The following is a 21,899-nucleotide window of genomic DNA, read 5'->3' as shown; positions in this document are numbered from 1 at the left end:
CAACGAAAAGCCCCGGCATGCCGGGGCTTTTGCGTGCGCTATAGGCCCTTACTGACTGTTCGCCTGCTTGCTCGGCTTCGATCGGTAACCGGGAAGAGACGCCGCAAATGCCAAGGCTTCTTCTCGGCTGGCAAATGATGCCAGCCGGTCACCTTTGGTGCAGACGCGCCATGGGCCGTTGTTTACGCTGAGTACGTCATAACCGTTCATGTGCATTCTGTTCAACATCGGAACGCTCATAGTCACCTCCATTTCGGCAGTGATATCCAGAGTTAACGCTTCTACCTTACACCCACCTGCCGCGAGAGTGCCGACCAGACGTCGTCTCGAATTACTCCATTCAAATGCACTTTTACACTTTTAGAGCCCTCCAACTTCCCGAAGAGAGGCAAAATGCGCACGGCTTGAATATTGCATTTTTATTTCTGTTTTGTGGCAGGCAACAATCGGGTAACACATGAAAGTACGCGCAACCGTCATTTGCGAGCAGGACCGACACATTCTCCTGGTGCGCAAGCCGAGATGTCGCTGGGCATTGCCTGGCGGAAAGGTCGAACCCGGTGAAACGGTGCCAGAAGCCGCCCAGCGCGAGCTCCAGGAAGAAACCGGGCTCGAGAGCGATGAGATGCTGTACCTCATGGAGATGGAAACGGCAGGCACCCGCCACCACGTCTACGAAGCCTCAGTGGTGAACCTGAATGAAGCCCGGCCACAAAACGAAATCTTCGACTGCATCTGGTTTCCACTGGATGCCGTACACAACCTTGACACCAGCGACGCCACGCTCAGAATCGTCAGAGCCTTTCAGCGTCGCTTGTAACCCATCGATTGTCAGCCCTGATCACCGCCGCCAACCGGCATGACCATGCCAGTGATGTAGGAAGCATCATCGCTGGCCAGAAACAGAATAGCGCCGGCCTGCTCATCCAGCGTGCCGTAGCGTTTCATCAGGCTGCTGTCGATGGTCTGGTCGACGATCTGCTGATACCAGACTTTCTCTTGCGGGCTCTGCTCGGCGCTGTTGCGCGGAATCACCCGCGGCGGCGCTTCGGTCCCCCCGGGCGCGGTGGCATTGACCCGCACGCCGCGTCCGGCGGTTTCGAATGCCAGGCACGCCGTCAGTGCATTCACGCCGCCCTTCGCCGCGCCGTAGGGCACGCGATTGACGCTGCGGGTGGCGATGGACGACACGTTGACGATCGCCCCACTGCCCTGCTCCAGCATGAACGGTAATGCGGCATGGCAACACCACAATGTCGGGAACAGCGAACGGCGCACTTCGGCTTCGATCTGCGACGCTTCGTAGTGCTCGAAAGGCTTGGCCCAGATTGTCCCGCCGACGTTGTTGATCAACACGTCCAGGCGCCCGAAATGCTTGACGGCGCTCTGCATCACCCGGTTGCATTCGTCGTATTGCTCAAGGTCGGCAGTCAAAGCCAGGACCTGACTGCCCTGCCCCAGTTGCTGCTGGACCTCGAAGACCAGGTCGGAACGATCAACCAGAATCAGCTTCGCCCCTTCCGCCGCCATGCGCTCAGCAACGCGCCGGCCGATGCCTTGCGCCGCGCCAGTGATCAGCGCGACTTTATCTGTGAATCTGTCCATGAGCACCTCACGCCGCGCTGGCGGCAAATTTTTCGTAGTAGAAGTTCACAGGCGCAATACCTTGCTCGCGGATGAACTGGCTGACGGCCTCGACCATCGGCGGCGGACCGCACAGGTAGACATCGACATCACCGTCATTCAAATGCTTTGGCTCGATGTGCTGGGTGACGTAGCCCTTGAGCGGATGCTGGCTCTCAGGGCTGGCGACGCAGGCGCTGAAGGTGAAGTTGGGAATGCGCGCGGCGAAGGCTTCCAGGCGGTCGAGCTCCACCAGGTCGAAATCGTGGGTCACGCCATAGATCAGGTGCAACGGGTGATCACTGCCCTGCTCGGCGATTTTCTCCAGCATCGCGGTGAACGGCGCCAATCCGGTGCCACCGGCCAGCAACAGCAACGGGCGGCGGATATCGCGCAGGTAGAAACTGCCCAAGGGGCCGGCCAGGCTCATGCTGTCGCCCGCCTTGGCCATGCCGGTGAGGAAGCTGCTCATCAACCCGCCCGGCACGTTGCGGATCAGGAAGCTGACCTCGCCGTCGCGCTGCAACGAGCTGAACGAATAAGCGCGGGTCTGCTCGCTGCCGGGAATGCCCAGGTTCACGTACTGCCCCGGCAAGAATGCCAGTTTGCTCAACGCCTCACCCTTGATCGACAGCGCGATGGTGCTGTCGGACAACTGGCGCACGGCGCTGATGGTCGCGTCGTAGCTGGCCTGACGGGTGCGGCAGACCTCGGAGGACGTTGGCACCCGCACCACGCAATCGCTCTGGGCGCGCATCTGGCAGGTCAGGACAAACCCTTGTTCGGCCTCTTCAGGGCTGAGGGCGTCTTCGATGTACTCCTCGCCCAAATCGTATTGCCCGGCTTCGGCAAAGCACTTACAGGTGCCGCAGGCGCCGTCGCGGCAGTCCAGCGGAATGTTGATGCCTTGGCGGTACGCGGCATCGGCCACGGTTTCGCCGACGTTGGCGTCGATGAATCGAGTGACGCCGTCTTCAAAATTGAACGCGATGGAATGGGTCATGACGGCAGTCTCACAAATGGTAAACATCGATGACCTGGCGAACGTAATCGTTCTTCAGAATCACTTTCTTGGCCTTGATCAGCGGGTTTTCACCGCGCACATCGAGGGTGTAGAAACTGCTGCCGAAATAGCTGTCGACGGTTTTGTAGCGAAAGCTCAGGGTGTGCCAGTTGAAGCGCACCTTGCACAGTCCGTCGGCTTGTTCCAGTAGCTCGATGTTGCTGATGTTGTGGGACGTGCGGGTGTCCGGCACGCTGGCGCTGGAGCGCTCGGTCTTGATGCGGAAGATGCGGTCTTCAAGGCCGGTGCGGTTGCCGTACCAGATCAGCGAGATTTCCCGCTGCGGGTCTTCGGTCAGTTCATCGTTGTCGTCCCAGGACGGCATCCAGTAGGTCGCGTCAACGGCATACATTTCCAGCCAGTCGTCCCACTGGCGGTCGTCGAGGTAGCGTGCTTCGCGATAAAGGAAGTCGCGCACCGCTTCATAGGAAATGGTCATTGCACGTCCTCCACGGCGATCAGTTTCGACTGCTCGGCCGCCAGGGCCTTGAGCATGGTCTGCTGCCAATACTTGTGTTGCAGCACGAACAGGCCTTCGTCCTCGGTGCGCACACCGCTGAGCAGCGGATGCAGGTCGATTTCTTTTGCCGCCTCATCGGCGCCATCGATCCAGTGCTCGGCACCCCGGGACATGTCGTTCCAGGTGGTGACGCTGCCCTGGTAGCTGGTCTGGCACGAGCGAAACTCTTCCAGGTCGTCCGGCGTGGCCATGCCGCTGACGTTGAAGAAGTCTTCGTACTGACGAATCCGGCTCGACCGCGCGTGATCGCTCTCGCCCTTTGGCGCGATGCAGTAAATGGTGATTTCCGTACGGTTGACCGAGATCGGCCGGGCGATACGAATCTGCGAGCTGAACTGGTCCATCAGGTACACGTTCGGGTACAGGCACAGGTTGCGCGAGTTTTCGATCATCCAGTCGGCGCGAGCCTTGCCGAAATCTTGCGCCAGCTCGTCGCGACGTTCGTACAGCGGACGATCCTCGGGGTTGGCCCACCGGGTCCAGAGCAGCATGTGGCCCTTGTCGAAGGAATAGAAACCACCGCCCTGCTTGGCCCAGCTGCCGGCGCTCATGGTCGGGTTTTCATCACCGGCTTCGCGCTGTTTGCGCTGGTTCTGGGTGGCCGCATAGTTCCAGTGCACGGAGCTGACGTGGTAACCATCGGCACCGTTTTCGGCGGTGAGTTTCCAGTTGCCTTCGTAGATGTAGCTCGAAGAACCGCGCAGCACTTCCAGGCCTTCAGCCGACTGATCGACGATCATGTCGATGATTTTCGCCGACTCGCCCAAGTGCTCCACCAGCGGCAACACATCGGCCTTCAGGCTGCCAAACAGGAAACCGCGATAGGATTCGAAACGCGCCACTTTGGTCAGGTCGTGAGAGCCTTCGCAATTGAAGCTCGCCGGGTAACCGGCGTTGGCCGGGTCTTTGACTTTGAGTAGCTTGCCGGAATTGTTGAAGGTCCAGCCGTGGAACGGGCAGGTGTAGGAGCTTTTGTTGCCGGACTTGTGCCGGCACAGGGTCGCGCCGCGATGACTGCAGGCGTTGATGAAGGCGTTGAGCACACCGTCCTTGTTGCGCGCGATGAAGATCGACTGGCGCCCCATGGTGGTGGTGTAGAAGTCATTGATATTGGGGATCTGGCTTTCGTGGGCCAGATACAGCCAGTTGCCTTCGAAGATGTGTTCCATCTCCAGATCGAACAACCGGGGGTCGGTGAACATCTCACGCTTGCAGCGATAGACGCCTTGTTCGGCATCGTCTTCAAGCAGGGAATGCAAATATTCGGGTCGCAGGGTCATGGCCGCCGCCTCCATTGTTATTGTTCAGGCAGGGGTCATGCTAGGACGGGGCAATGGGCTGGACTATCCGCGGGGTGCAGACCTTTATCCGTTTTGTGCAGGGGGCTTGCGGTGTGTCAGGCGCTATCAAGGGTGACTGTGCAGGCCCCTTCGCGAGCAGGCTCGCTCCCACAGGGGTAACGCGATCCAGTGTGGGAGCGAGCCTGCTCGCGAAGGCGTCGGGTCAGGCGCCATGAATGTTGGACGTGCCGGTTTCAGTGCCGGCGCTTGAGGGTATCGGACGGTAATTCACCGAACTGCTTGCGATAGCTGTCGGAGAACCGCCCCAGGTGCAGGAAGCCGTAATCCATCGCCACTTCGGTGACGTTGCGCACATTGCAGGTCGGGTCGCTGAGGCAGGCGTTGATGCGTTCCAGTCGTTTCTGGCGCAGGTAGTTTTTTGGCGTGAGTCCGGCATTGCGCTCGAACAGGCCATACAGCGAACGCAAGCTCATGTGCGCCTGGCGCGCGAGTTCTTCACTGTCGATGTCCTGCTTGAGGTTATTGGCGATGTAATCGGCAATTGCCTCGAAGGTGGCCGTCTGCGAGCTCAGTTCAAGGCGGCAGACGTTGGTTCTCATCAGGCTGAGCATCTTGCTGACGATGATCTGCGTGTAATGCTCCTGCACCCTGGGGATCTGTTCGGTGGACTCGGCCTCCTGGCAGATCATCGCCAGCAGGTTGACGAAACCTTCCAGCTCATCGAGTTGATAACGGTTTTCCAGAAACCGCACGCCCTGCCCCGGATACCGCCAGCGCTGCTCATCGCAAACGGATTCAAACAGGCGGGTCGGGACTTTGAGGATGAATTTTTCGCAATCGGCGGAATAGGTCAGGTCCACCGGATCGTCGGGGTTGATCAGCAGCAATTCGCCGGGCGCAAAGTAATGCTCCTGGCCGTGGCCACGCCACAGGCAGTTGCCGCGCAGCAACACTTGCAGGTGATAAATACTGTCCAGCGCACCGGACGTCACGCGCACACTGGCTCCGTAACTGATGCGGCACAGGTCGAGGCTGGCGAATTTGCGATGGTCAAGGCTGGCCAGCGGGCTGCCGGCACGAGGCATGAGAATGCAATGATTACCGACGTGCTGATTGACGTAGCCCGACACCGCATAAGGGTCGGCATGGTCGAATACTCTGCTGCGCTGACTCAACAGTTGAGCTTGCATCATCGGGTCACTCTCATTGTTGTTATAAGTTGCTTCGGGCCATTCTAGAACACCGCATCAGTCCCTGGAGATTTTCCAGACAGCTAACCGAAACCCTTGTGGGAGCGGGCCTGCTCGCGAAAGCGCAATGTCAGTCAACATTGATGTTGACGCTGACTCCGTCTTCGCGAGCAGGCGCGCTCCCACATGGCTTGTTGTCAGTCTTCCAGTGCACGAACCCGCTCGTGGCGCTGTTGTTCCTCAGGCTGGGCAGACGATTGCAGGGTGAAATCGAATTCGATTTCGGCAAAACGACCGCTCACGCCATGGGCAGCGGCGCGCTGCTGATCGTCGCTGAAAGTGATCTTGGCGATCAGCTCGTCACGGGTGGCGTAGGCGAAGTCGTCATGCAGGTACTTTTCGCCATCGAGGTTGATCTGCGTCGTCAGGTGGCGATGATCCGGTGCGGAAATGAAGAAGTGCACGTGCGCCGGACGCTGGCCATGACGGCCCAGTTGATCGAGCAGTTGCTGGGTCGGACCGTCCGGTGGGCAGCCGTAGCCCGACGGCACGATGCTGCGGAAACGGTAGCGGCCTTCGGCGTCGGTAACGATGCGGCGACGCAGGTTGAATTCCGATTGGGCCGGGTCGAAGTACGAATAGGTACCGCCGGTATTGGCGTGCCAGACGTCCACCACGGCACCGGCCAGCGGTTCGCCTGCGGTGTTGAACACACGACCTTGCATGAACAGGGTCACACCCGGATCAACGCCGTCATCCAGGCGCGCTTCGCCTTCGGACAACGGTGCACCCGCCACGTACAGCGGGCCTTCGATGGTGCGCGGCGTACCGCCGGATTTACCGGCCTGCTCGTCTTCGGCGTCCATCAGCAGGTCGAGGTAGTGCTCCAGACCGAGACCGGCCACCACCAGCCCGGCTTCCTGACGCGCACCCAGCACGTTGAGGTAGTTGACCGCCTTCCAGAACTCTTCCGGGGTCACGGCGAGGTCTTCGATGATGTTCACCGAGTCACGCAGGATGCGGTAGATCAGCGCCTTGGTCCGTGGATTACCGGCGTCGTTCTGCAGGCCGCTGGCCTCTTCGAGAAAATTCTGGACTTCGGCAGTGTGGGAAATCTTGACGTTCATGTTGGTGGGTTCCTCATCTTGTAATTATTAGGTTAGCGCGCTGAACAGGCTGGGCTCAGCGGTCGTCGTCACGGATGGAAGATGGATGCCGGCACATCGCGTCGATCTCGATGGCCATGTACGGGAACAGCGGCAGTTGCATCAGCAGGTCATGCAGCTCCTGAACGCTGTCGACATCGAACACGCTGTAATTGGCGTAATGCCCGGCGATGCGCCACAGGTGACGCCACTTGCCTTGGTCTTGCAGGCGCAGGGCCAGGGCTTTTTCGTCAGCCTTCAATTTGGCCGCCGCTTCTGGATTCATGTCGACCGGCAGGTTCACGGTCATTTTTACGTGGAACAGCATAACGCTCTCCTCAGGCTTGATGAATGGCGGTGGATGTCTTGTCGCGGCGGAAAAACGCCAGGCGTTCTTCATCCAGGCTCAGGCCCAGACCCGGGGTGTTCGGCACGTGCAGCTCGAAATCGCGGTAGACCAGCGGTTCGCTGAGAATGTCTTCGGTCAACAGCAACGGGCCGAACAGCTCAGTGTCCCACGCCAGTTTGTTCAGGGTGACGAAGGCGTGCGCCGAGGCCATGGTGCCCAGGCCACCTTCGAGCATGGTGCCGCCGTAGAGGGCGATACCCGCTGCTTCGGCGATGGAGGCGGTGCGCAACACGGCGCGCGGGCCGCCATTCTTGGCAATCTTCAGGGCGAACACCGAAGCCGCGCCTTCGCGAGCCAGGTTGAACGCATCTTCCACACACTCGATGGACTCGTCGGCCATGATCGGCGCCGGGCTCATGGCGTTCAGACGCGCCATGCCGGCGCGGTTGTTGCGCGAGATCGGCTGTTCGATCAGGTCGATGCCATTGGTCCCGAGAATCCGGCAGGCACGCAGCGCGACGGCTTCGTCCCAGGCCTGATTGACGTCGACCCGCACACTGGCGCGGTCGCCCAGGGCTTTCTTGATCGCGATCACGTGGGCCAGGTCGCGGTTGACCTCGCCGGCACCAATCTTCAGTTTGAAGATGCGATGGCGACGCAGGTCGAGCATTTTTTCCGCTTCAGCGATGTCTTTTTCGGTGTCGCCACTGGCCAGGGTCCAGGCCACGGGCAGCGCATCACGCACACGGCCACCGAGCAGTTCGCTGACCGGCAGCCCCAGGCGTTTGCCCTGAGCGTCGAGCAGCGCGGTTTCAATCCCGGATTTGGCGAAGGTGTTGCCACGGATGCTGCGCTCCAGGCGCAACATGGCGGCATTGACGTTGCCGCTGTCCTGACCGATCAACAGTGGCGCGAAGTGTTTGTCGATGTTGGTCTTGATGCTGTCCGGGCTTTCGTTGCCGTAGGCCAGGCCACCGATGGTGGTGGATTCGCCGATGCCTTCGATGCCGTCGGCGCAACGCACGCGGATGATCACCAGGGTCTGGTTCTGCATGGTGTGCATCGCCAGCTTGTGCGGGCGGATGGTCGGCAGATCGACGATGATCGTCTCGATCGACTCAATGGCTGTTGCAAGCATTTCAATACCCGTCAGGTTCTTGGAGTTCTGGAATCGATTCTCGTACGGCTTTTTTTTCGATGCCAATATAGAATTGGTCTGACTTGATACCTTAAAGGTATGCAAACAACTGACATCCGGAGGCTCCATGGAACTGCGGCACCTGCGCTATTTCCAGGTCTTGGCGCAAACCCTCAACTTCACCCGCGCCGCCGAACTGCTGCACATCGCCCAGCCGCCCTTGAGCCGGCAGATCCAGCAGCTGGAGGATGAACTGGGGGTGATCCTGCTGGAGCGTGGGCGACCACTGAAATTGACCGACGCCGGGCGGTTTTTCCATGAACACTCCACCGCCCTGCTCGAACAGCTGAACAAGATTTGCGACAACACGCGGCGCATCGGACTGGGAGAAAAAACCTGGCTGGGCATCGGTTTTGCGCCGTCGACGCTGTACGGCGTGCTCCCGGAACTGATCCGCCGCTTACGCAGTGGCGAGCCGCTGGAGCTGGAGTTGGGCCTTTCGGAAATGACCACCCTGCAACAGGTACAGGCGTTGAAGGCCGGACGTATCGATATCGGTTTCGGACGTATCCGCATCGACGACCCGGCCATCGTACAAACCGTACTGACCGAAGACCGCCTGGTTGCCGCCCTGCCCGCCGGGCATCCTTTGCTTGCCGGCCCCATCAGCCTGCGCGATCTGGCCAGGGAACCCTTTGTGCTCTACCCCGGCAACCCGCGCCCCAGCTATGCCGATCACGTCATCGCGCTGTTCGAATCCTACGGCGTGAGCATCCACGTCGCGCAATGGACCAATGAACTGCAAACGGCGATTGGTTTGGTGGGGGCCGGAATCGGGGTCACGCTGGTGCCGGCCTCGGTGCAATTGCTGCACCGCGACGACATCGGCTTCACGCCATTACTGGAAGATAACGCGACCTCGCCGATCATTCTCAGTCGGCGGGCGGGCGATGTGTCGCCGGGCTTGAACCATTGCCTGCGGATGATTGATGAACTGTTGCCGAGAAACTGAAAACGCTTAGCCGGCAAAGGCCCGGCGCCCGGCGCTCATCTCGGTACGCAACTCGCCGATCAGCTCGGAGATGGCGCGCACACTGGTCAGTTGCTCGGTCGAAACACCATCGATCAACAACTTGACGTCGCCGGAAGCAGGCTCGAAAACCTCGATGCGCAATAGGCCCAGGGTTTCCGTGCACTCGCAGGTCAGCGGCTCAAAACCGGACTCTACTATGTTGCAAAGTACTGAAATAGGAACCATGGCCGGTGCCTCGGCGACAGTTGATCGGTTTGGATCCGTTTCAGCATAGATCGCCTTTGCCGATTGTGCGCCAGCGAAAAATGTTAAATGCCTCTCACTTTTAACAGATTGTTCAATGCGGATTGTCCTTCCAGATCCAGTTCCACATGCCCGGCAGTTCAACCGGCTGCGAACTGTCGCGCAACGTGCGCGCCATTGCTGCGCGTTGCAGTGCGGCGGTGTCGTCGTAAAACGGCCGGTCTGCGGTCCTGACGCCGGTCGCCTGGGCGCTGTCGAGCAGGATCTGCAAGTACTCGCGGGTGTGCCGGGCGGTGTAGCGATTGAGGTCATGGAAGGTCACCACCACCGGAATGACCCCGTCCACCACGGGCAGCTCACCACGGGCGATGCGCTCGCGCACCTCGGACATTGAACGCAGCATGTGCGAACGCCGCCGCGGGCTGGCATTGAAGCCCCAGATCTTGCCGTCGTTGGCGCTCAGGTCGGTGAGCAACACATGCAGGCCATGCTGCTGATAGGCGGCAAACGTGCGCTTGTCGTAACTCCAGAATGGCGGCCGCACCAGAGTTGGGGGCGCGCCGCTGATCGCGGCAATATCAGCGCTGCCATCAGTGAGCGCCTGTTGCAGTTGCTGGGCGTCAAGCGAACGGTGATTGGTGTGCGACGGTGTGGCCGTGTGGAAGGCCAGGATGTGCCCGGCATCCCGCTCGCGGTGCATGACTGCGCGCCCGATGTCGCTGCCGCCGGCCCTCGAGGCACGGGTCTGGACGAAGAACACCGCTTTGATGTCCGTTTGCAGCGGATTCACCGCCAGACTGTCGAGCACGGTTTCGGTGGGGTTCCAGAAACTCGAGGCGGAGGGACCGTCATCGAATGTCAGCAGAAAGCGGATCGGTGGTTGCGCGCGCAGGCGTTGTTCGGTTTGCGGGGTCATTTCGATGGGCGCTGCAATACAGCCCAGCAGACTGACGGCCACCGCGCCGGTCATGAGTATCTTCAACCACTGTTTCATGTTTTGCCTTGGGTCAGACCGTTACGGTCAACACGTCAAACGGCAAAATGCCTTCGACCGTTCATCCTTCTTCGGCCCGCAGCGCGCTGCGAGCCGGAGTTGGATAAGGGTACACAGAGTTTGGTTCCGACAGGAACTGACGGTGCAGCTGACGGGCGCACGTGATCTGAGGCAACTAGACTGAAAGCCTTGGCCAGAGGAACCAGTCGATGTGTGGACGCTTGTCGCAATACCGGGGAATCCACGATTTCGTCGCGGTGCTGAGCATCCCCGACGCGCTGATCAACCACGTCGGCGATCAGCCTTTGGCGCGCTACAACGCGGCGCCCACCACGCAACTGGCGCTGTTGCATCGGGAGGACGACGGCCTGCACGCCGATTCGCAGCGCTGGGGCTGGCGTCCGCATTGGGCCAAGGATCGCGCCGCGCCGATCAATGCGCGGGTCGAGAAAGTTGCCCACGGTCCGTTCTTCCGGGCGATCTGGCCACACCGGGCGATCTGCCCTGTCGACAACTGGTTTGAATGGGTCGATGCCGGAGACGGCACACGGCAACCCTGGCTGATTCGGCGACGTGATCAGGGGCCGGTGTTCTGCGCGGCCATCGGCCAATTCCCGACGGGCGGCGCTGCGCCCAGGGAAGACGACGGCTTTGTGATCATCACCGCCGACAGCGCCGGCGGCATGCTGGACATTCATGACCGTCGGCCGGTGGTGTTTTCGGCCGAACTGGCGCGGGAATGGCTGGACCCGGCCACGCCCCGGGAACGCGCCGAGCAAATGGTACTTTTGCAAGGTGAAGACAGCCACGCGTTCTGCTGGCACAAGGTTGGCAAAGCGGTTGGCAATACGAGAAACCAGGGACCGGAATTAATTGTTGAAGTGACCTGAAAGTGTCAATAACGACAGTGACTCTGACATAAATAACAGTTATTCATGAAAGATAAGGTTACAACTTTAACAGTAACTGTTTCGCTGAATTAACACCGGGATCCCGGGTTTAACCGCTGGTCTGACCAGCGAGTCGCTTTGCATACATTTATTGTCGCTAACGCTAATATTCGCGCCGTATTTCCAGCGACACCATCAGCTGACCAAAGAGTCAGCAATAAAGTGATCCCCATACACCAAGCCTTGCAGAGAACTAAATTGCGCGACGATTTTATGAATAATCAAGTCGTGAGTTTGGCTCGTGTTTTTCTTACAAAGACAGAGCACTACCAACTCGACTGTTTCATCGGGCAATACATACAGACCCGTAACTTGCGTTCAATCCCCAACATCAATGAAATCCTGAGTTCAACCCTCGAAAGTTACCCGGGCAAGCCCCCGGTAATGGTCAACGAGCTCAATGCCTGGATCGACAAGACATTGGGTTTTCGAGCCGCTCATCCGGACCTCCTTAATACTCTGGAATAACCCAGGTAACGGTCGCAGTCACGACAAAGCCCCGCCAAAAACCGGGGCTTGTTCGTGTCTGGAGCCCGCTCAGGGGTCAGGGTTTTAATGGAATTTCGATATCACGATCCGACAGCTCGCGACTGTCGTCGTGTTTCCACGTCTTCTCCGATTTTCGCTGCTGTTCAAGCTCTTCTTCTGTCGGTTCATCCTTGTCGTCTTCCGGGTCCGGACGCTTGGGGTCGATTGCCATGTTCACCTCTCTTCCTGAAGGGGTCGTTTATCCGTTTTAAGCGTAGAACAGAATCCTGTGCCCGACTTACAGCCACCCGCGCAGCAAAAAGAAGAAGCCCATGCTCAACAACATGCTGAGCAAGGTGTTGCGGGTGTAGAGCACCAGGCAGACTGCCACCAGCGAACTGATCAGGTATGGGTTGTCCCATTGCAGGTTCAGTTGTTTCTCGGGCATGAACACGATTGGCCCGCAAATCGCCGTCAACATCCCGGGCACGGCGAAGCCGAGAAACTGCCGGGCATTGCTGCTCAGGCGCAGTGGCAGCCGCGGCTCGAGAAAGACATAACGATTGAGAAACACCAGCACGCCCATGCCGAAAATGACTGCCCAGACCATCATGTGCGCGCTCCCTGGAATTTGTTGCAGATAAACCCGGCAGTCATGCCTGCCAGCCCCGACAGCACCAGCGCCGAGCCCCACTGCCAATAGCTGAACAACACCGAGCAGAACAGCGAAACAGCGACGCAGACCACCGTCGGCACGTTGCGCACCACCGGGGTGATCAGCGCAATGAACGTGGCAGCGATGGAGAAATCCAGCCCAATGTGTTCAAGACCGGGAATACTGCTGCCAAGCACGATCCCGGCGAGGGTGAAGAGGTTCCAGGCAACGTAGAACGTCAGGCCGACGCCCAAGGCGTACCAGCGATCGAACTGCTGCTTGTCGTGCTGGCTGGTCAGGGCAAACAACTCGTCGGTGAGCAGAAATCCCAGGCCCAACCGCCAGCGCCCCGGCAACGGCGAAATCACCGAGCGCATGCTCATCCCGTAGAGTAAATGCTGGGAAGTCAGCAACAGCGTGGTCAACAGGATCGAAAAGATCCCGGCCCCGCCCTTGAGCATGCCGATGGCCACCAGTTGCGCGGCGCCGGCAAAGACGATGCTCGACAGGCCCTGCCCTTGCAGCGGCGTGAGATTTGCCTCAATGGCCATGGAACCGGCCAGCAAGCCCCAGGGCGCGGTGGCCAGGGACAACGGCATGATCGCTGCGGCACCGCGAAGAAACGCACGGCGCGGCAAGTGTGAGTTGGACATAACGCTCTACAACCAGAAGAAAGACGCCAGACTGTGCCAGCAGCCGCAGCCGAAGGCTTGAACAATCTTGCGCATTGCCACGAACCCGCTCCATTCAGATCGCGCACGAGTTCTCCGTCGTTTGATCTTTGTTGAGCATGCGTCCTTGCACAATACGGCGCTGGAATTCGTCGAACAGGTCGACAAGTTGCGCTATCAAGCCAGGCACAACGGACGCATGCGCGCGCAGTTCACTGATTTTCGCGAGTAGGATAGAGCGATCGCCTGACCCCAGCGGGAGTCGACATGCTTTACCGAATTGCTGCCGATGGGCTGGTGCTGTTCCACCTGGCGTTCATTCTCTTCGTCTTGTTCGGCGGGTTGCTGCTGCTCAAATGGCGCCGCCTGATCGGCTGGCACCTGCCCTGCGCCGCATGGGGTGTGGCGGTGGAATTCTTCCACCTGCCCTGCCCGCTGACGCGCTGGGAAAACCTGATGCGCCATGCTGCCGGGCAAAGCGGTTATGGCGCTGGTTTCATCGAGCATTATGTGTGGCCGATCATTTACCCGGCCGGCCTGACGCCGGGCATTCAACTGTGGCTGGCCGGTCTGGTGTTGCTGGTCAACGGGGTGGTCTATGTTCAGGTGTTCAAGCGGTGGTCTTTTGAAAGATCGCATCCCGAGGAATGATGAGCAAACGGATGCAGGCCAGTGCCCGCTTTGTCTGCACCTCAGTTGGCGATGACGCTCATGTTGCGACCGCTGGCCTTGGCCACGTACAACGCCTTGTCGGCAGCACCGATCAAGTCTTCGGTAGCCGCTTGCGAAACCGCATCGTAGCCACAGACGCCGACACTGACCGTCACCACCCCTTCGGGACTTTCACTGTGCTCCAGGCCGCTGGCGAGCACCGCGCTACGGATTTTCTCCGCCAGCAAAAACGCTCCCACGTAATCAGTCCCGGGCAGCACCACGGCAAACTCTTCGCCACCGAAACGCGATGCCAGGTCACCGGGACGCTTGATGTTGTCGACGATGATCGCACCGATCTTGCGCAAGCAGTCGTCGCCAGCCAGGTGCCCGTAGTGATCATTGAAAGCCTTGAAATGATCGACATCGATCATCAGCAGCGCGAGGCCGGTATGGTTGCGCCGGGCACGCCCCGCTTCGGCCTGAATGAACAGATCGAACTGACGCCGGTTGGCCATCCCGGTGAGGGCGTCTTCCAGCGCCAACAGTTCCAGGTTGCGATTGACCTCCAGCAACTTGTCCTGGGCGCCGAGCAGTTCAGACTGAATGCGGTTCTGCTGTTTCATCAACTTGATCAGGCGATAACCCAACACGCCCAAAAACCCCAGCAACAACGAGACGATGGCGGCACTGAGCAGCGACTCCTTGCGCCAGCTCGCCAACACTTCGTCTTTGTTCAACGCGGTAAAGACAATCAGCGGATAGCCATCGACCCGACGATAACCCGTCACGCGCTCGACGCCGTCGATCACCGATGTGATCGTGGCCGTCCCCGCACTGCTGACGGGCAGCAACTGAGTGAACAGCGGGCTCTTGGTCAGGCTGGAACCGATGTCCGCATCATGGAACGGTCGACGCACGACAATGCGGGCATCGTCGGCGATCAGGCTGATCACACCGTTTCTGCCAATGTCGATGCTGTCGTAGAGCTGCAGGAAGTGGCTGAGATAAATCGTCGACAGTGCGACGCCGGCAAAGCTGCCGTCGGGATGATTGAGCCGCCGCGATACGGTCATGATCCATTCGCCGCTGGAACGGCTCTTGATCGACGGCCCGATGTGCGGGCCGCGATCAGGGTGATCACGATGGAAGATGAAGTATTCACGGTCGGAATTGTTCGCCACACCGACTTCGGCGCCGTTTGAATTAGCGATCCATCGCCCGGTTTCGTCATACACAAACAGGCCATGGATCTGGCTCAATTCACTGCGCTGGGCGCCGAGCAGACGCTGCAAGCGATTGATCCGGCCCTCATCGATGCCATCGTTTTCAAGGCGATCGACCAGGGTAAACAGCAGCGTATCGGCCTGTTTGATCGTTGCCTGCACTTGCGAGGCCAGGGTCTGCGCAAGGTTGGACATCGCCACTTCCTTGTCATGCAGGTGGTACTGGCGAGAACTCCAGGCCTCCCAGATGACCATCACCGCCATCGACAGGCAGACCGCAACCAGCAGCATCACGGCGGAGCGAATCTTCAGGCGGGCAACGCCAGGCCGGCTATTTTCGATACGATCGTGAATGGACGGATGCCCCATGTCGCTCGCTCCTTGATGATTGGGAAAACGAGGCTTCCTGCTCGATTTCTAATCACTATGCCTTCCCCGGGATGCCCACGCTATCGGGTCAGCCTGATGTCCGCTTCACCGACTCCAGCCATGCCGGGTCCAGGCGTATTTGCTGCGGATCAAGCCCCAGCGCCTGCATTCGTGCTTCGTGTTGCTGCATTTCCCGGCTCAATTGCCCATGGTCGCTGGAGTTACCGTCCAGTTCGTGCATTTGGCTCAATCCCAGATGATAGAACCGAAGCAGCTTCATGGCCGTCGGATCATCCGCCTGCACGGCGGCCGTGATGTGATGCATCACGTTGGTGACGCTCATCAGGCTGCGCTTGAGTTGCCAACTATAGACCGCCGGCGCCATCCATTCCTGGCGCCAGAACACTTTGCGCATCAGCGCCGCCATCAACAGTACCGCGGCAAACACACCGCCGATGTTGAACCGCAGGTTGTCGCCGCCAGGTTCGCCGAACAAAGCCACCGCCGCTGTGGAGAGCATCATCGCCAGCGCCACGAAGATCAGCGCAATGATCAGCGTGCTGCGCCGGGTCTGTTGCCGGTAGGTTTGGGCGTCCATCGGCTGGATTTCGAACATTGCGTCGCGATTCCTTTCTTCAGTGATAAAAAGACTCTGCATCAAAAAGACTGCGGGGCATTATCGCCTCTGCACGGGATTTAGCTATGCTGGGCTCCCTTTTCATCTTTTCATCGTCAATCGGGGACATGGCGAGACCGCGTATTTAGTGCCATCTTCTTTCATGGATACACACTATTCGGATGCCATTCGTTGTTTCTGTAGGAATGACATCGTTTTAAGGATCATTGAATGACCCAACGACAAGTAATCAATGCTTCGGTCAGCCCGAAAGGCAGCCTGGAAACACTCTCCCAACGGGAAGTCCAGCAACTGAGCGAAGCCGGATCCGGCAGCACCTACGACATCTTCCGCCAATGCGCCCTGGCCATCCTCAACACCGGCGCCCACGTCGACAACGCCAAGACCATTCTCGAAGCCTACAAGGACTTCGAAATCCGCATTCACCAACAGGACCGCGGCGTACGCCTGGAACTGCTGAACGCCCCCGCCGACGCTTTCGTCGATGGCGAAATGATCGCCAGCACCCGTGAAATGCTGTTCAGCGCCCTGCGCGACATCGTCTATACCGAAAACGAACTCGACAGCCAACGTATCGACCTGAGCACTTCCCAGGGCATCAGCGACTACGTCTTCCACCTGCTGCGCAACGCCCGCACCCTGCGCCCCGGCGTCGAGCCGAAGATCGTGGTGTGCTGGGGTGGCCACTCGATCAACACCGAAGAATACAAATACACCAAGAAAGTCGGCCACGAACTGGGCCTGCGCAGCCTCGACGTGTGCACCGGCTGTGGCCCAGGCGTGATGAAAGGCCCGATGAAAGGCGCCACCATCGCCCACGCCAAACAGCGCATCCACGGTGGCCGCTACCTCGGTTTGACTGAACCGGGCATCATTGCCGCCGAGGCGCCGAACCCGATCGTCAACGAACTGGTGATCCTGCCGGACATCGAAAAACGCCTGGAAGCCTTCGTTCGCGTCGGCCACGGCATCATCATCTTCCCCGGCGGCGCCGGTACGGCGGAAGAGTTCCTGTACTTGCTCGGCATCCTCATGCACCCGGACAACGAAGGCCTGCCCTTCCCGGTCATCCTCACCGGCCCGAAACACGCCGCGCCGTACCTGGAGCAAATCGACGCCTTCGTCGGCGCCACCCTCGGTGAGGCTGCCAAGCAGCATTACCAGATCATCATCGACAACCCGGCAGAAGTCGCCCGGCAGATGACCCAGGGCCTCAAGGCGGTCAAACAGTTCCGCCGCGAGCGCAACGATGCGTTCCACTTCAACTGGTTGCTGAAAATCGACGAAGGCTTCCAGCGCCCGTTCGACCCGACCCACGAAAACATGGCCAACCTCAAACTGAGCCGCGACCTGCCGCCCCACGAACTGGCCGCCAACCTGCGCCGCGCGTTCTCCGGCATCGTCGCCGGCAACGTCAAGGACAAGGGCATCCGCCTGATCGAACAACACGGTCCGTACCAGATTCGAGGCGATGCGGCGGTCATGCAGCCGCTGGATCAACTGCTCAAGGCATTTGTCGCGCAGCACCGGATGAAATTGCCGGGGGGTGCGGCTTATGTGCCGTGTTATCGAGTGGTTGCGTGATTGATGGAGTGAACTGCTGATGACACAAGCCGGAGCGATTGCTTCGGCTTGTTGCTTTCAGGACCGGGGAAAAGCCAAGTTCCGAAGGGGCTGTTAAGGCGCCATCGCCAGCAAGCCGGCTCCTACAGGTGGGAATGCGGACGAACCCGACAAACAGGCCGGCCGGTAGGCCGCCTCGCTTTGGCTTTGGCTTTGGCTTTGGCTTTGGCTTTGGCTTTGGCTTTTCTTGCCCCATCGAGAGGCCGAGCGCAGGTTCTGCGCAGTGGGCAACCCGGCATGGATGCCGGGTTAGCCGCCCCCGGCCATGGATGGCCGATGGCGGCGGGCCCACGGAGCAGGACCGGAGCGAGGGCATGCCGAGCCACAGCGAGGCACCGAACGAAAGGGGCAAGAGCCCTTGGTTACTTGGGGCTTTTCCAAGTGACTCGCCGTAAAGGCGAAACCATAAGTAGCCGTTACCGCAGAAACGGATATGTACGCAACCCACCCAAAGCATGGTCGGCTACAAGGCCGCCAAGCCCAAAAAAATCCGACAACCACAACCCCCGCCGCTCCTCTAGAATGCCCCAAACCGCGAATAACAAAAGGATCACCCCATGGACCACACCAACCACATCCTGATCGTCGACGACGATCGTGAAATTCGCGAACTGGTAGGCAACTACCTCAAAAAAAACGGCCTGCGCACCACCATGGTCCCCGACGGCCGGCACATGCGCAGCTTCCTCGAAACCAACCAGGTCGACCTGATTGTCCTCGACATCATGCTCCCTGGCGATGACGGCCTGGTCCTGTGCCGCGAACTGCGCTCAGGCAAACACAAAGCCACACCCATCCTGATGCTCACCGCGCGCAACGACGAAACCGACCGCATCCTCGGCCTGGAAATGGGCGCCGACGACTACCTGACCAAACCCTTCGCCGCCCGCGAACTGCTGGCGCGGATCAACGCCGTTTTGCGCCGCACCCGGATGCTGCCACCGAACCTGCTGATCACCGAAAGCGGCCGCCTGCTCAGCTTCGGCCGCTGGCGCCTGGACACCACCGCGCGCCACTTGCTGGACGAAGACGACACCCTGGTCGCCCTCAGCGGCGCCGAATACCGGCTGCTGCGGGTATTCCTCGATCACCCGCAACGGGTGCTCAGCCGTGATCAATTGCTCAACCTGACCCAAGGCCGCGACGCCGACCTGTTCGACCGGTCCATCGACTTGCTGGTCAGCCGCCTGCGCCAACGACTCAAGGATGACTCGCGGGAGTCGACCTACATCAAGACCGTGCGCAGCGAGGGCTACGTTTTTTCCTATCCGGTGGAAATGCTCGATACCCAGGTATAAGCAATTACCGAGGGTTTTGTATCCGTCTGTATAAAAACCTCCCCCGGATACCTAAACGCCGATTTCGAGCGTTTCAGGCACACATCAGCGATACACCCCGGCGTTTAACTGTGAACACCAGATAGCACGAGCTACTGACCTCTCACACTTAAGCGCACGGAGAATTACCCATGTTCAACTTCTCGAAAGTTTCGTCCCTGGCACTCGGCCTCGCCCTGGTGGGCGGTCTTGGTTTGTCCAGCCTGGCATCGGCCAACACCTCGAACACCGCGTCAAACAGCCAGATCCAGTCGCTGCTGGCAGAGGGCGGTTCGGACCGGTTGCAACAAAATCGCGTGGCTGAAGGTGGCTCTGACCGCCTGATCCAGAACCGCGTCGCCGAAGGTGGCTCTGACCGCCTGATCCAGAACCGCGTCGCCGAAGGTGGCTCTGACCGCATCCAGAACCGCGTCGCCGAAGGTGGCTCTGACCGCCTGATCCAGAACCGCGTCGCCGAAGGTGGTGCCGATCGTTTGCAAGAACTGCGTGAGCGAGTGGCCTCGATCCCTCACAACGCACTGCTCGGCGGCCTGATCGTCGCCGAAAACCGTGCCGAGTTCGGTTCGAAATATCAGCGCTACTGATCACGATCGTCCAATCAGCAAATCTCCCTGTGGGAGTGGGCTTGCCCGCGATGACGGAATGCCAGGCGACATCATCGTCGACTGTCAGGTCCCCATCGCGGGCAAGCCCGCTCCCACAGTTTTGTTTTTTGAGGATCATCGCTCTCGATAATGACTATGCGTCAGGGTGTTTTTTCATCACGACGCTCCAGCACTACAGTAGCCACATCTTCTCCCCACACTCTGGAGCAACATCATGAAAAGCATCATCGGCATCGGCTTCGCCCTTTCGGTTCTTGGCGCCACTTCTGCCATCGCCGCCCCGCACGCAACGACCCCCGTCGTCGCAGCAGCCAAAGTCAGCCAACCGGCCATCCTGAACGTGAACACCGTCAGCGTTGACCAGAAAGACACCCAGGCGAGCAAACTCTACGTCGCCGAAAATCGCCCTGAGTTCGGTTCCAAATATCAGCGCTATTGATCAACGGCCTTGGGCTGCTTGAAACAAGAAACCCCGCCAACGTGCGGGGTTTCTTCATTTCCAATGTGGCAAGCACGCTCGCCACAGGGTAATTCCAACAGCAATTACACAGTTGCCAATCGTGCAGCCAACGCCTTGGCCTGGCTGGCGACGTCGGTGACGGCCGTGCTTTCCCACCACATCCCGCGCAACGGCGGGCCCATGGCAAACAGCCGGTCAGCCACCCGTCCCTCGGCATCCAGCACCGCACCATCCACCTCGGCGGCGATCCCCAAGGCCAACGGCCCCGGCCGAATCAGCCCGCGCGCCAGCAATTGCTGCGGCAACGGCCGGGCGACCCGGCGCCAGTCGTACTCGATCCCACTGGAGTTGATCAACGCCGCGCCCCTGACGACAACCGTCTGCGCTTCAGCTCGACGACGAATACGAATACTCACGCCACCGCCCGCAGCAGGCTCCAGACCTTTGAACGACGCAGCCTGAATCCGCAACCGACCTTCCCCGAGCAAGCGTTCCACCAGCTCGGCGCTCAGGGGGGGCGAACGGTGGTGATGACTTTCCCACCAGGGACGCACGTGGCGGACAAACTGCCGGCGCTGCACATCGTTGGCCTGATTCCACAGGCGACCAATATGCGCGCGCACCGTGTCCAACGGCGCTTGCCAATCAATCCCTTGCGTGATGGCATCGCGGCAGTGCCGGCGTAATTCACGCACCAGCTGCCGTGGTGTGCGAATGCTGTGATCCTCGGCCAGGAAATCCACCCAGGCCGGAGGCTGGCGCCGGACATGGGGCAACAAGCCGTGACGGGAAAACACCTCGATCGGCCCGCGATGCCCGGCCTGTTCCAGCGACACCACGGCATCGACCATGGTCAGGCCCGAGCCGATGATCAGCACCGTCGACTGCGGATCGAGCTGCTGCATGGCCGCCACATCCCACGGATCGAGCGCCGCCGCGTTCAAGCCACTGGATTCGGTCTGCGCTGTGCGCGCGGCCGGAAACATTCCTGTGGCAAGCACCGCACATGCACCCTGCAATCGCTGGCCATCGCTCAACGTCAGCCGCACCGACTCGGCATCGGTTTGCAGATCCACCACTTCGGCCCGCACATGCTCGACCGTCGAACCGTTCAAAGCCCCCACCGATTGCGCCTCGGCCAGACGCTGTTGCACATACAGGCCGAAAATCCCCCGAGGCGGGAACAGTTCACTGATCGGCACAGGCTGCTCGTTCGACTCCGGCCAGCCACCCGCGGCGATGTATTCGGTCAGCCATTGGGTCAGGTCATCGGCGTTGTCCGGGTCGACGCTCATGCGCGCGGCGTTGCCGTTGAGCGTATGGCCCAGTTCCACGGCGCTGTAGGCTTCGCCGCGCCCCAGCTCGGCGCGCGGTTCGATCACCAGCACCTGGCGTTTGCCCGGCAGGCGCAACAGCTGCGCCGCCAGCATCGCGCCGCTAAGGCCGCCGCCGATGATCAGGATGTCCGCGTGACGGATGGCGTCGGTTGCCCGTCCGCTTTGGGTTTCACTCATGCCGTTCTCACTGATCAATGTTTGCCTGGATAGAAATCATGCAAAACGCCCCGGGCCAGCAGCTCGCTGGCGCTGCCGGACAACACCACCCGGCCAGTATCGAGGACGCAGGCCGTGGACGCGGACCTGATCGT

Annotated in this window: 26 protein-coding genes and 2 pseudogenes; 10 read left to right on the top strand and 18 right to left on the bottom strand. The window is 60.0% G+C overall.

Going from position 1 to position 21,899, the window contains the following annotated elements; all coding sequences use genetic code 11:
• Nucleotides 1-48 precede the first annotated feature (48 nt).
• Nucleotides 49-240, bottom strand: a complete 192-nt coding sequence (locus tag M5G20_RS14390) for a DUF2188 domain-containing protein (protein WP_273919606.1) — start codon at nt 238-240, stop codon at nt 49-51.
• Nucleotides 241-457: 217 nt separating this feature from the next.
• On the opposite strand from M5G20_RS14390, the gene M5G20_RS14385 reads away from it, so the two are divergent.
• Nucleotides 458-820, top strand: coding sequence for an NUDIX hydrolase (locus M5G20_RS14385; protein ID WP_273919605.1), 363 nt, complete (start codon nt 458-460; stop codon nt 818-820).
• 11 nt (nt 821-831) lie between these two features.
• Here M5G20_RS14385 and M5G20_RS14380 read toward each other — a convergent pair whose 3' ends face one another.
• The 8 genes from M5G20_RS14380 to M5G20_RS14345 all read right to left on the bottom strand — a co-directional run bounded on the left by M5G20_RS14380 (nt 832) and on the right by M5G20_RS14345 (nt 8,329).
• On the bottom strand, nt 832-1,605 hold the full coding sequence (locus M5G20_RS14380; RefSeq protein WP_273919604.1) for a 1,6-dihydroxycyclohexa-2,4-diene-1-carboxylate dehydrogenase: 774 nt from the start codon (nt 1,603-1,605) through the stop codon (nt 832-834).
• 7 nt (nt 1,606-1,612) lie between these two features.
• On the bottom strand, nt 1,613-2,626 hold the full coding sequence (benC, locus tag M5G20_RS14375) for a benzoate 1,2-dioxygenase electron transfer component BenC (protein WP_150736196.1): 1,014 nt from the start codon (nt 2,624-2,626) through the stop codon (nt 1,613-1,615).
• Between the two features lie 10 nt (nt 2,627-2,636).
• On the bottom strand, nt 2,637-3,125 hold the full coding sequence (gene benB, locus M5G20_RS14370; protein ID WP_273919603.1) for a benzoate 1,2-dioxygenase small subunit: 489 nt from the start codon (nt 3,123-3,125) through the stop codon (nt 2,637-2,639).
• Nucleotides 3,122-4,486 carry a benzoate 1,2-dioxygenase large subunit gene (gene benA / locus M5G20_RS14365; RefSeq protein ID WP_273919602.1) on the bottom strand — a complete coding sequence of 455 codons (1,365 nt, stop codon included), beginning with the start codon at nt 4,484-4,486 and terminating at the stop codon, nt 3,122-3,124. Before benA ends, benB begins: the two co-directional genes overlap by 4 nt.
• A gap of 254 nt (nt 4,487-4,740) precedes the next feature.
• Complete coding sequence (locus M5G20_RS14360) at nt 4,741-5,700, bottom strand: AraC family transcriptional regulator (RefSeq protein ID WP_273919601.1); 960 nt, start codon at nt 5,698-5,700, stop codon at nt 4,741-4,743.
• 194 nt (nt 5,701-5,894) lie between these two features.
• Nucleotides 5,895-6,824: a catechol 1,2-dioxygenase gene (gene catA / locus M5G20_RS14355; protein WP_273919600.1), complete on the bottom strand. Its 930-nt coding sequence runs from the start codon at nt 6,822-6,824 to the stop codon at nt 5,895-5,897.
• A gap of 55 nt (nt 6,825-6,879) precedes the next feature.
• A complete protein-coding gene (gene catC, locus M5G20_RS14350) occupies nt 6,880-7,170 on the bottom strand; it encodes a muconolactone Delta-isomerase (RefSeq protein ID WP_034150962.1) in 291 nt (96 codons plus the stop codon).
• A gap of 10 nt (nt 7,171-7,180) precedes the next feature.
• The gene (locus M5G20_RS14345; protein ID WP_273919599.1) at nt 7,181-8,329 is read right to left on the bottom strand and encodes a muconate cycloisomerase family protein; all 1,149 of its coding nucleotides are present in this window, start codon (nt 8,327-8,329) and stop codon (nt 7,181-7,183) included.
• Nucleotides 8,330-8,456: 127 nt separating this feature from the next.
• Between M5G20_RS14345 and M5G20_RS14340 the strand changes: the two genes are divergently transcribed.
• Nucleotides 8,457-9,341: a LysR family transcriptional regulator gene (locus M5G20_RS14340; RefSeq protein ID WP_273919598.1), complete on the top strand. Its 885-nt coding sequence runs from the start codon at nt 8,457-8,459 to the stop codon at nt 9,339-9,341.
• Between the two features lie 6 nt (nt 9,342-9,347).
• On the opposite strand, the gene M5G20_RS14335 is transcribed toward M5G20_RS14340, so the two are convergent.
• Nucleotides 9,348-9,587 (bottom strand): DUF1652 domain-containing protein, encoded by a 240-nt coding sequence (locus M5G20_RS14335; RefSeq protein ID WP_075949398.1) that lies wholly within the window; start codon nt 9,585-9,587, stop codon nt 9,348-9,350.
• A gap of 112 nt (nt 9,588-9,699) precedes the next feature.
• Complete coding sequence (locus tag M5G20_RS14330) at nt 9,700-10,599, bottom strand: polysaccharide deacetylase family protein (protein WP_273919597.1); 900 nt, start codon at nt 10,597-10,599, stop codon at nt 9,700-9,702.
• A gap of 209 nt (nt 10,600-10,808) precedes the next feature.
• Here M5G20_RS14330 and M5G20_RS14325 point away from each other — a divergent pair, with 209 nt between their 5' ends.
• Nucleotides 10,809-11,489, top strand: coding sequence for an SOS response-associated peptidase family protein (locus tag M5G20_RS14325; RefSeq protein ID WP_273919596.1), 681 nt, complete (start codon nt 10,809-10,811; stop codon nt 11,487-11,489).
• 258 nt (nt 11,490-11,747) lie between these two features.
• The gene (locus M5G20_RS14320) at nt 11,748-12,017 is read left to right on the top strand and encodes a hypothetical protein (RefSeq protein WP_273919693.1); all 270 of its coding nucleotides are present in this window, start codon (nt 11,748-11,750) and stop codon (nt 12,015-12,017) included.
• 76 nt (nt 12,018-12,093) lie between these two features.
• Here the strand turns inward: M5G20_RS14320 and M5G20_RS14315 are convergent, their stop codons facing one another.
• The 3 genes from M5G20_RS14315 to M5G20_RS14305 form a co-directional block, all read right to left on the bottom strand.
• Nucleotides 12,094-12,249: a hypothetical protein gene (locus tag M5G20_RS14315; RefSeq protein ID WP_273919595.1), complete on the bottom strand. Its 156-nt coding sequence runs from the start codon at nt 12,247-12,249 to the stop codon at nt 12,094-12,096.
• Between the two features lie 66 nt (nt 12,250-12,315).
• Nucleotides 12,316-12,627, bottom strand: a complete 312-nt coding sequence (locus M5G20_RS14310) for an AzlD domain-containing protein (RefSeq protein ID WP_191635301.1) — start codon at nt 12,625-12,627, stop codon at nt 12,316-12,318.
• Entirely contained in the window at nt 12,627-13,325 is a 699-nt protein-coding gene (locus M5G20_RS14305; protein WP_273919594.1) for an AzlC family ABC transporter permease, read from the bottom strand. The genes M5G20_RS14310 and M5G20_RS14305 overlap by 1 nt, the downstream gene beginning before the upstream one ends.
• Before the next feature lie 139 nt (nt 13,326-13,464).
• On the opposite strand from M5G20_RS14305, the pseudogene M5G20_RS14300 reads away from it, so the two are divergent.
• Nucleotides 13,465-13,575: pseudogene (locus M5G20_RS14300) on the top strand (sensor domain-containing diguanylate cyclase); the annotation flags it as partial.
• 35 nt (nt 13,576-13,610) lie between these two features.
• Nucleotides 13,611-13,994: a DUF2784 domain-containing protein gene (locus M5G20_RS14295; RefSeq protein WP_273919593.1), complete on the top strand. Its 384-nt coding sequence runs from the start codon at nt 13,611-13,613 to the stop codon at nt 13,992-13,994.
• A gap of 41 nt (nt 13,995-14,035) precedes the next feature.
• Here M5G20_RS14295 and M5G20_RS14290 read toward each other — a convergent pair whose 3' ends face one another.
• On the bottom strand, nt 14,036-15,589 hold the full coding sequence (locus M5G20_RS14290) for a sensor domain-containing diguanylate cyclase (protein ID WP_273919592.1): 1,554 nt from the start codon (nt 15,587-15,589) through the stop codon (nt 14,036-14,038).
• Between the two features lie 88 nt (nt 15,590-15,677).
• Nucleotides 15,678-16,205 carry a DUF3087 domain-containing protein gene (locus tag M5G20_RS14285; protein ID WP_273919591.1) on the bottom strand — a complete coding sequence of 176 codons (528 nt, stop codon included), beginning with the start codon at nt 16,203-16,205 and terminating at the stop codon, nt 15,678-15,680.
• A 231-nt stretch (nt 16,206-16,436) separates the two neighbouring features.
• Here M5G20_RS14285 and ppnN point away from each other — a divergent pair, with 231 nt between their 5' ends.
• The 4 genes from ppnN (at nt 16,437) to M5G20_RS14265 (ending at nt 20,230) form a co-directional block, all read left to right on the top strand.
• Entirely contained in the window at nt 16,437-17,810 is a 1,374-nt protein-coding gene (ppnN, locus tag M5G20_RS14280; RefSeq protein ID WP_273919590.1) for a nucleotide 5'-monophosphate nucleosidase PpnN, read from the top strand.
• 596 nt (nt 17,811-18,406) lie between these two features.
• On the top strand, nt 18,407-19,147 hold the full coding sequence (locus tag M5G20_RS14275; RefSeq protein ID WP_150736252.1) for a response regulator: 741 nt from the start codon (nt 18,407-18,409) through the stop codon (nt 19,145-19,147).
• 170 nt (nt 19,148-19,317) lie between these two features.
• Nucleotides 19,318-19,770, top strand: coding sequence for a hypothetical protein (locus M5G20_RS14270; protein WP_273919589.1), 453 nt, complete (start codon nt 19,318-19,320; stop codon nt 19,768-19,770).
• A gap of 235 nt (nt 19,771-20,005) precedes the next feature.
• Complete coding sequence (locus tag M5G20_RS14265) at nt 20,006-20,230, top strand: hypothetical protein (RefSeq protein ID WP_075949018.1); 225 nt, start codon at nt 20,006-20,008, stop codon at nt 20,228-20,230.
• A gap of 104 nt (nt 20,231-20,334) precedes the next feature.
• On the opposite strand, the gene M5G20_RS14260 is transcribed toward M5G20_RS14265, so the two are convergent.
• Complete coding sequence (locus tag M5G20_RS14260; RefSeq protein WP_273919588.1) at nt 20,335-21,765, bottom strand: FAD/NAD(P)-binding protein; 1,431 nt, start codon at nt 21,763-21,765, stop codon at nt 20,335-20,337.
• Between the two features lie 14 nt (nt 21,766-21,779).
• Nucleotides 21,780-21,887, bottom strand: a pseudogene (locus M5G20_RS14255) (ABC transporter ATP-binding protein); the annotation flags it as partial.
• Between the last annotated feature and the right edge of the window lie 12 nt (nt 21,888-21,899).

Source organism: Pseudomonas sp. TNT2022 ID1044 (assembly GCF_028656895.1).
Lineage (GTDB): Bacteria > Pseudomonadota > Gammaproteobacteria > Pseudomonadales > Pseudomonadaceae > Aquipseudomonas > Aquipseudomonas reinekei.
The sequence above is the reverse complement of the archived record's forward strand: the minus strand, read 5'-3'. Positions and strand labels throughout refer to the sequence as shown.

Bases quoted from the DNA above. Each gene is read 5' to 3' on its own strand.
- M5G20_RS14390 (WP_273919606.1), bottom strand. From the start codon at position 240: ATGAGCGTTCCGATGTTGAACAGAATGCACATGAACGGTTATGACGTA.
- M5G20_RS14385 (WP_273919605.1), top strand. From the start codon at position 458: ATGAAAGTACGCGCAACCGTCATTTGCGAGCAGGACCGACACATTCTC.
- M5G20_RS14380 (WP_273919604.1), bottom strand. From the start codon at position 1,605: ATGGACAGATTCACAGATAAAGTCGCGCTGATCACTGGCGCGGCGCAA.
- benC (WP_150736196.1), bottom strand. From the start codon at position 2,626: ATGACCCATTCCATCGCGTTCAATTTTGAAGACGGCGTCACTCGATTC.
- benB (WP_273919603.1), bottom strand. From the start codon at position 3,125: ATGACCATTTCCTATGAAGCGGTGCGCGACTTCCTTTATCGCGAAGCA.
- benA (WP_273919602.1), bottom strand. From the start codon at position 4,486: ATGACCCTGCGACCCGAATATTTGCATTCCCTGCTTGAAGACGATGCC.
- M5G20_RS14360 (WP_273919601.1), bottom strand. From the start codon at position 5,700: ATGATGCAAGCTCAACTGTTGAGTCAGCGCAGCAGAGTATTCGACCAT.
- catA (WP_273919600.1), bottom strand. From the start codon at position 6,824: ATGAACGTCAAGATTTCCCACACTGCCGAAGTCCAGAATTTTCTCGAA.
- catC (WP_034150962.1), bottom strand. From the start codon at position 7,170: ATGCTGTTCCACGTAAAAATGACCGTGAACCTGCCGGTCGACATGAAT.
- M5G20_RS14345 (WP_273919599.1), bottom strand. From the start codon at position 8,329: ATGCTTGCAACAGCCATTGAGTCGATCGAGACGATCATCGTCGATCTG.
- M5G20_RS14340 (WP_273919598.1), top strand. From the start codon at position 8,457: ATGGAACTGCGGCACCTGCGCTATTTCCAGGTCTTGGCGCAAACCCTC.
- M5G20_RS14335 (WP_075949398.1), bottom strand. From the start codon at position 9,587: ATGGTTCCTATTTCAGTACTTTGCAACATAGTAGAGTCCGGTTTTGAG.
- M5G20_RS14330 (WP_273919597.1), bottom strand. From the start codon at position 10,599: ATGAAACAGTGGTTGAAGATACTCATGACCGGCGCGGTGGCCGTCAGT.
- M5G20_RS14325 (WP_273919596.1), top strand. From the start codon at position 10,809: ATGTGTGGACGCTTGTCGCAATACCGGGGAATCCACGATTTCGTCGCG.
- M5G20_RS14315 (WP_273919595.1), bottom strand. From the start codon at position 12,249: ATGGCAATCGACCCCAAGCGTCCGGACCCGGAAGACGACAAGGATGAA.
- M5G20_RS14310 (WP_191635301.1), bottom strand. From the start codon at position 12,627: ATGGTCTGGGCAGTCATTTTCGGCATGGGCGTGCTGGTGTTTCTCAAT.
- M5G20_RS14305 (WP_273919594.1), bottom strand. From the start codon at position 13,325: ATGTCCAACTCACACTTGCCGCGCCGTGCGTTTCTTCGCGGTGCCGCA.
- M5G20_RS14295 (WP_273919593.1), top strand. From the start codon at position 13,611: ATGCTTTACCGAATTGCTGCCGATGGGCTGGTGCTGTTCCACCTGGCG.
- M5G20_RS14290 (WP_273919592.1), bottom strand. From the start codon at position 15,589: ATGGGGCATCCGTCCATTCACGATCGTATCGAAAATAGCCGGCCTGGC.
- M5G20_RS14285 (WP_273919591.1), bottom strand. From the start codon at position 16,205: ATGTTCGAAATCCAGCCGATGGACGCCCAAACCTACCGGCAACAGACC.
- ppnN (WP_273919590.1), top strand. From the start codon at position 16,437: ATGACCCAACGACAAGTAATCAATGCTTCGGTCAGCCCGAAAGGCAGC.
- M5G20_RS14275 (WP_150736252.1), top strand. From the start codon at position 18,407: ATGGACCACACCAACCACATCCTGATCGTCGACGACGATCGTGAAATT.
- M5G20_RS14270 (WP_273919589.1), top strand. From the start codon at position 19,318: ATGTTCAACTTCTCGAAAGTTTCGTCCCTGGCACTCGGCCTCGCCCTG.
- M5G20_RS14265 (WP_075949018.1), top strand. From the start codon at position 20,006: ATGAAAAGCATCATCGGCATCGGCTTCGCCCTTTCGGTTCTTGGCGCC.
- M5G20_RS14260 (WP_273919588.1), bottom strand. From the start codon at position 21,765: ATGAGTGAAACCCAAAGCGGACGGGCAACCGACGCCATCCGTCACGCG.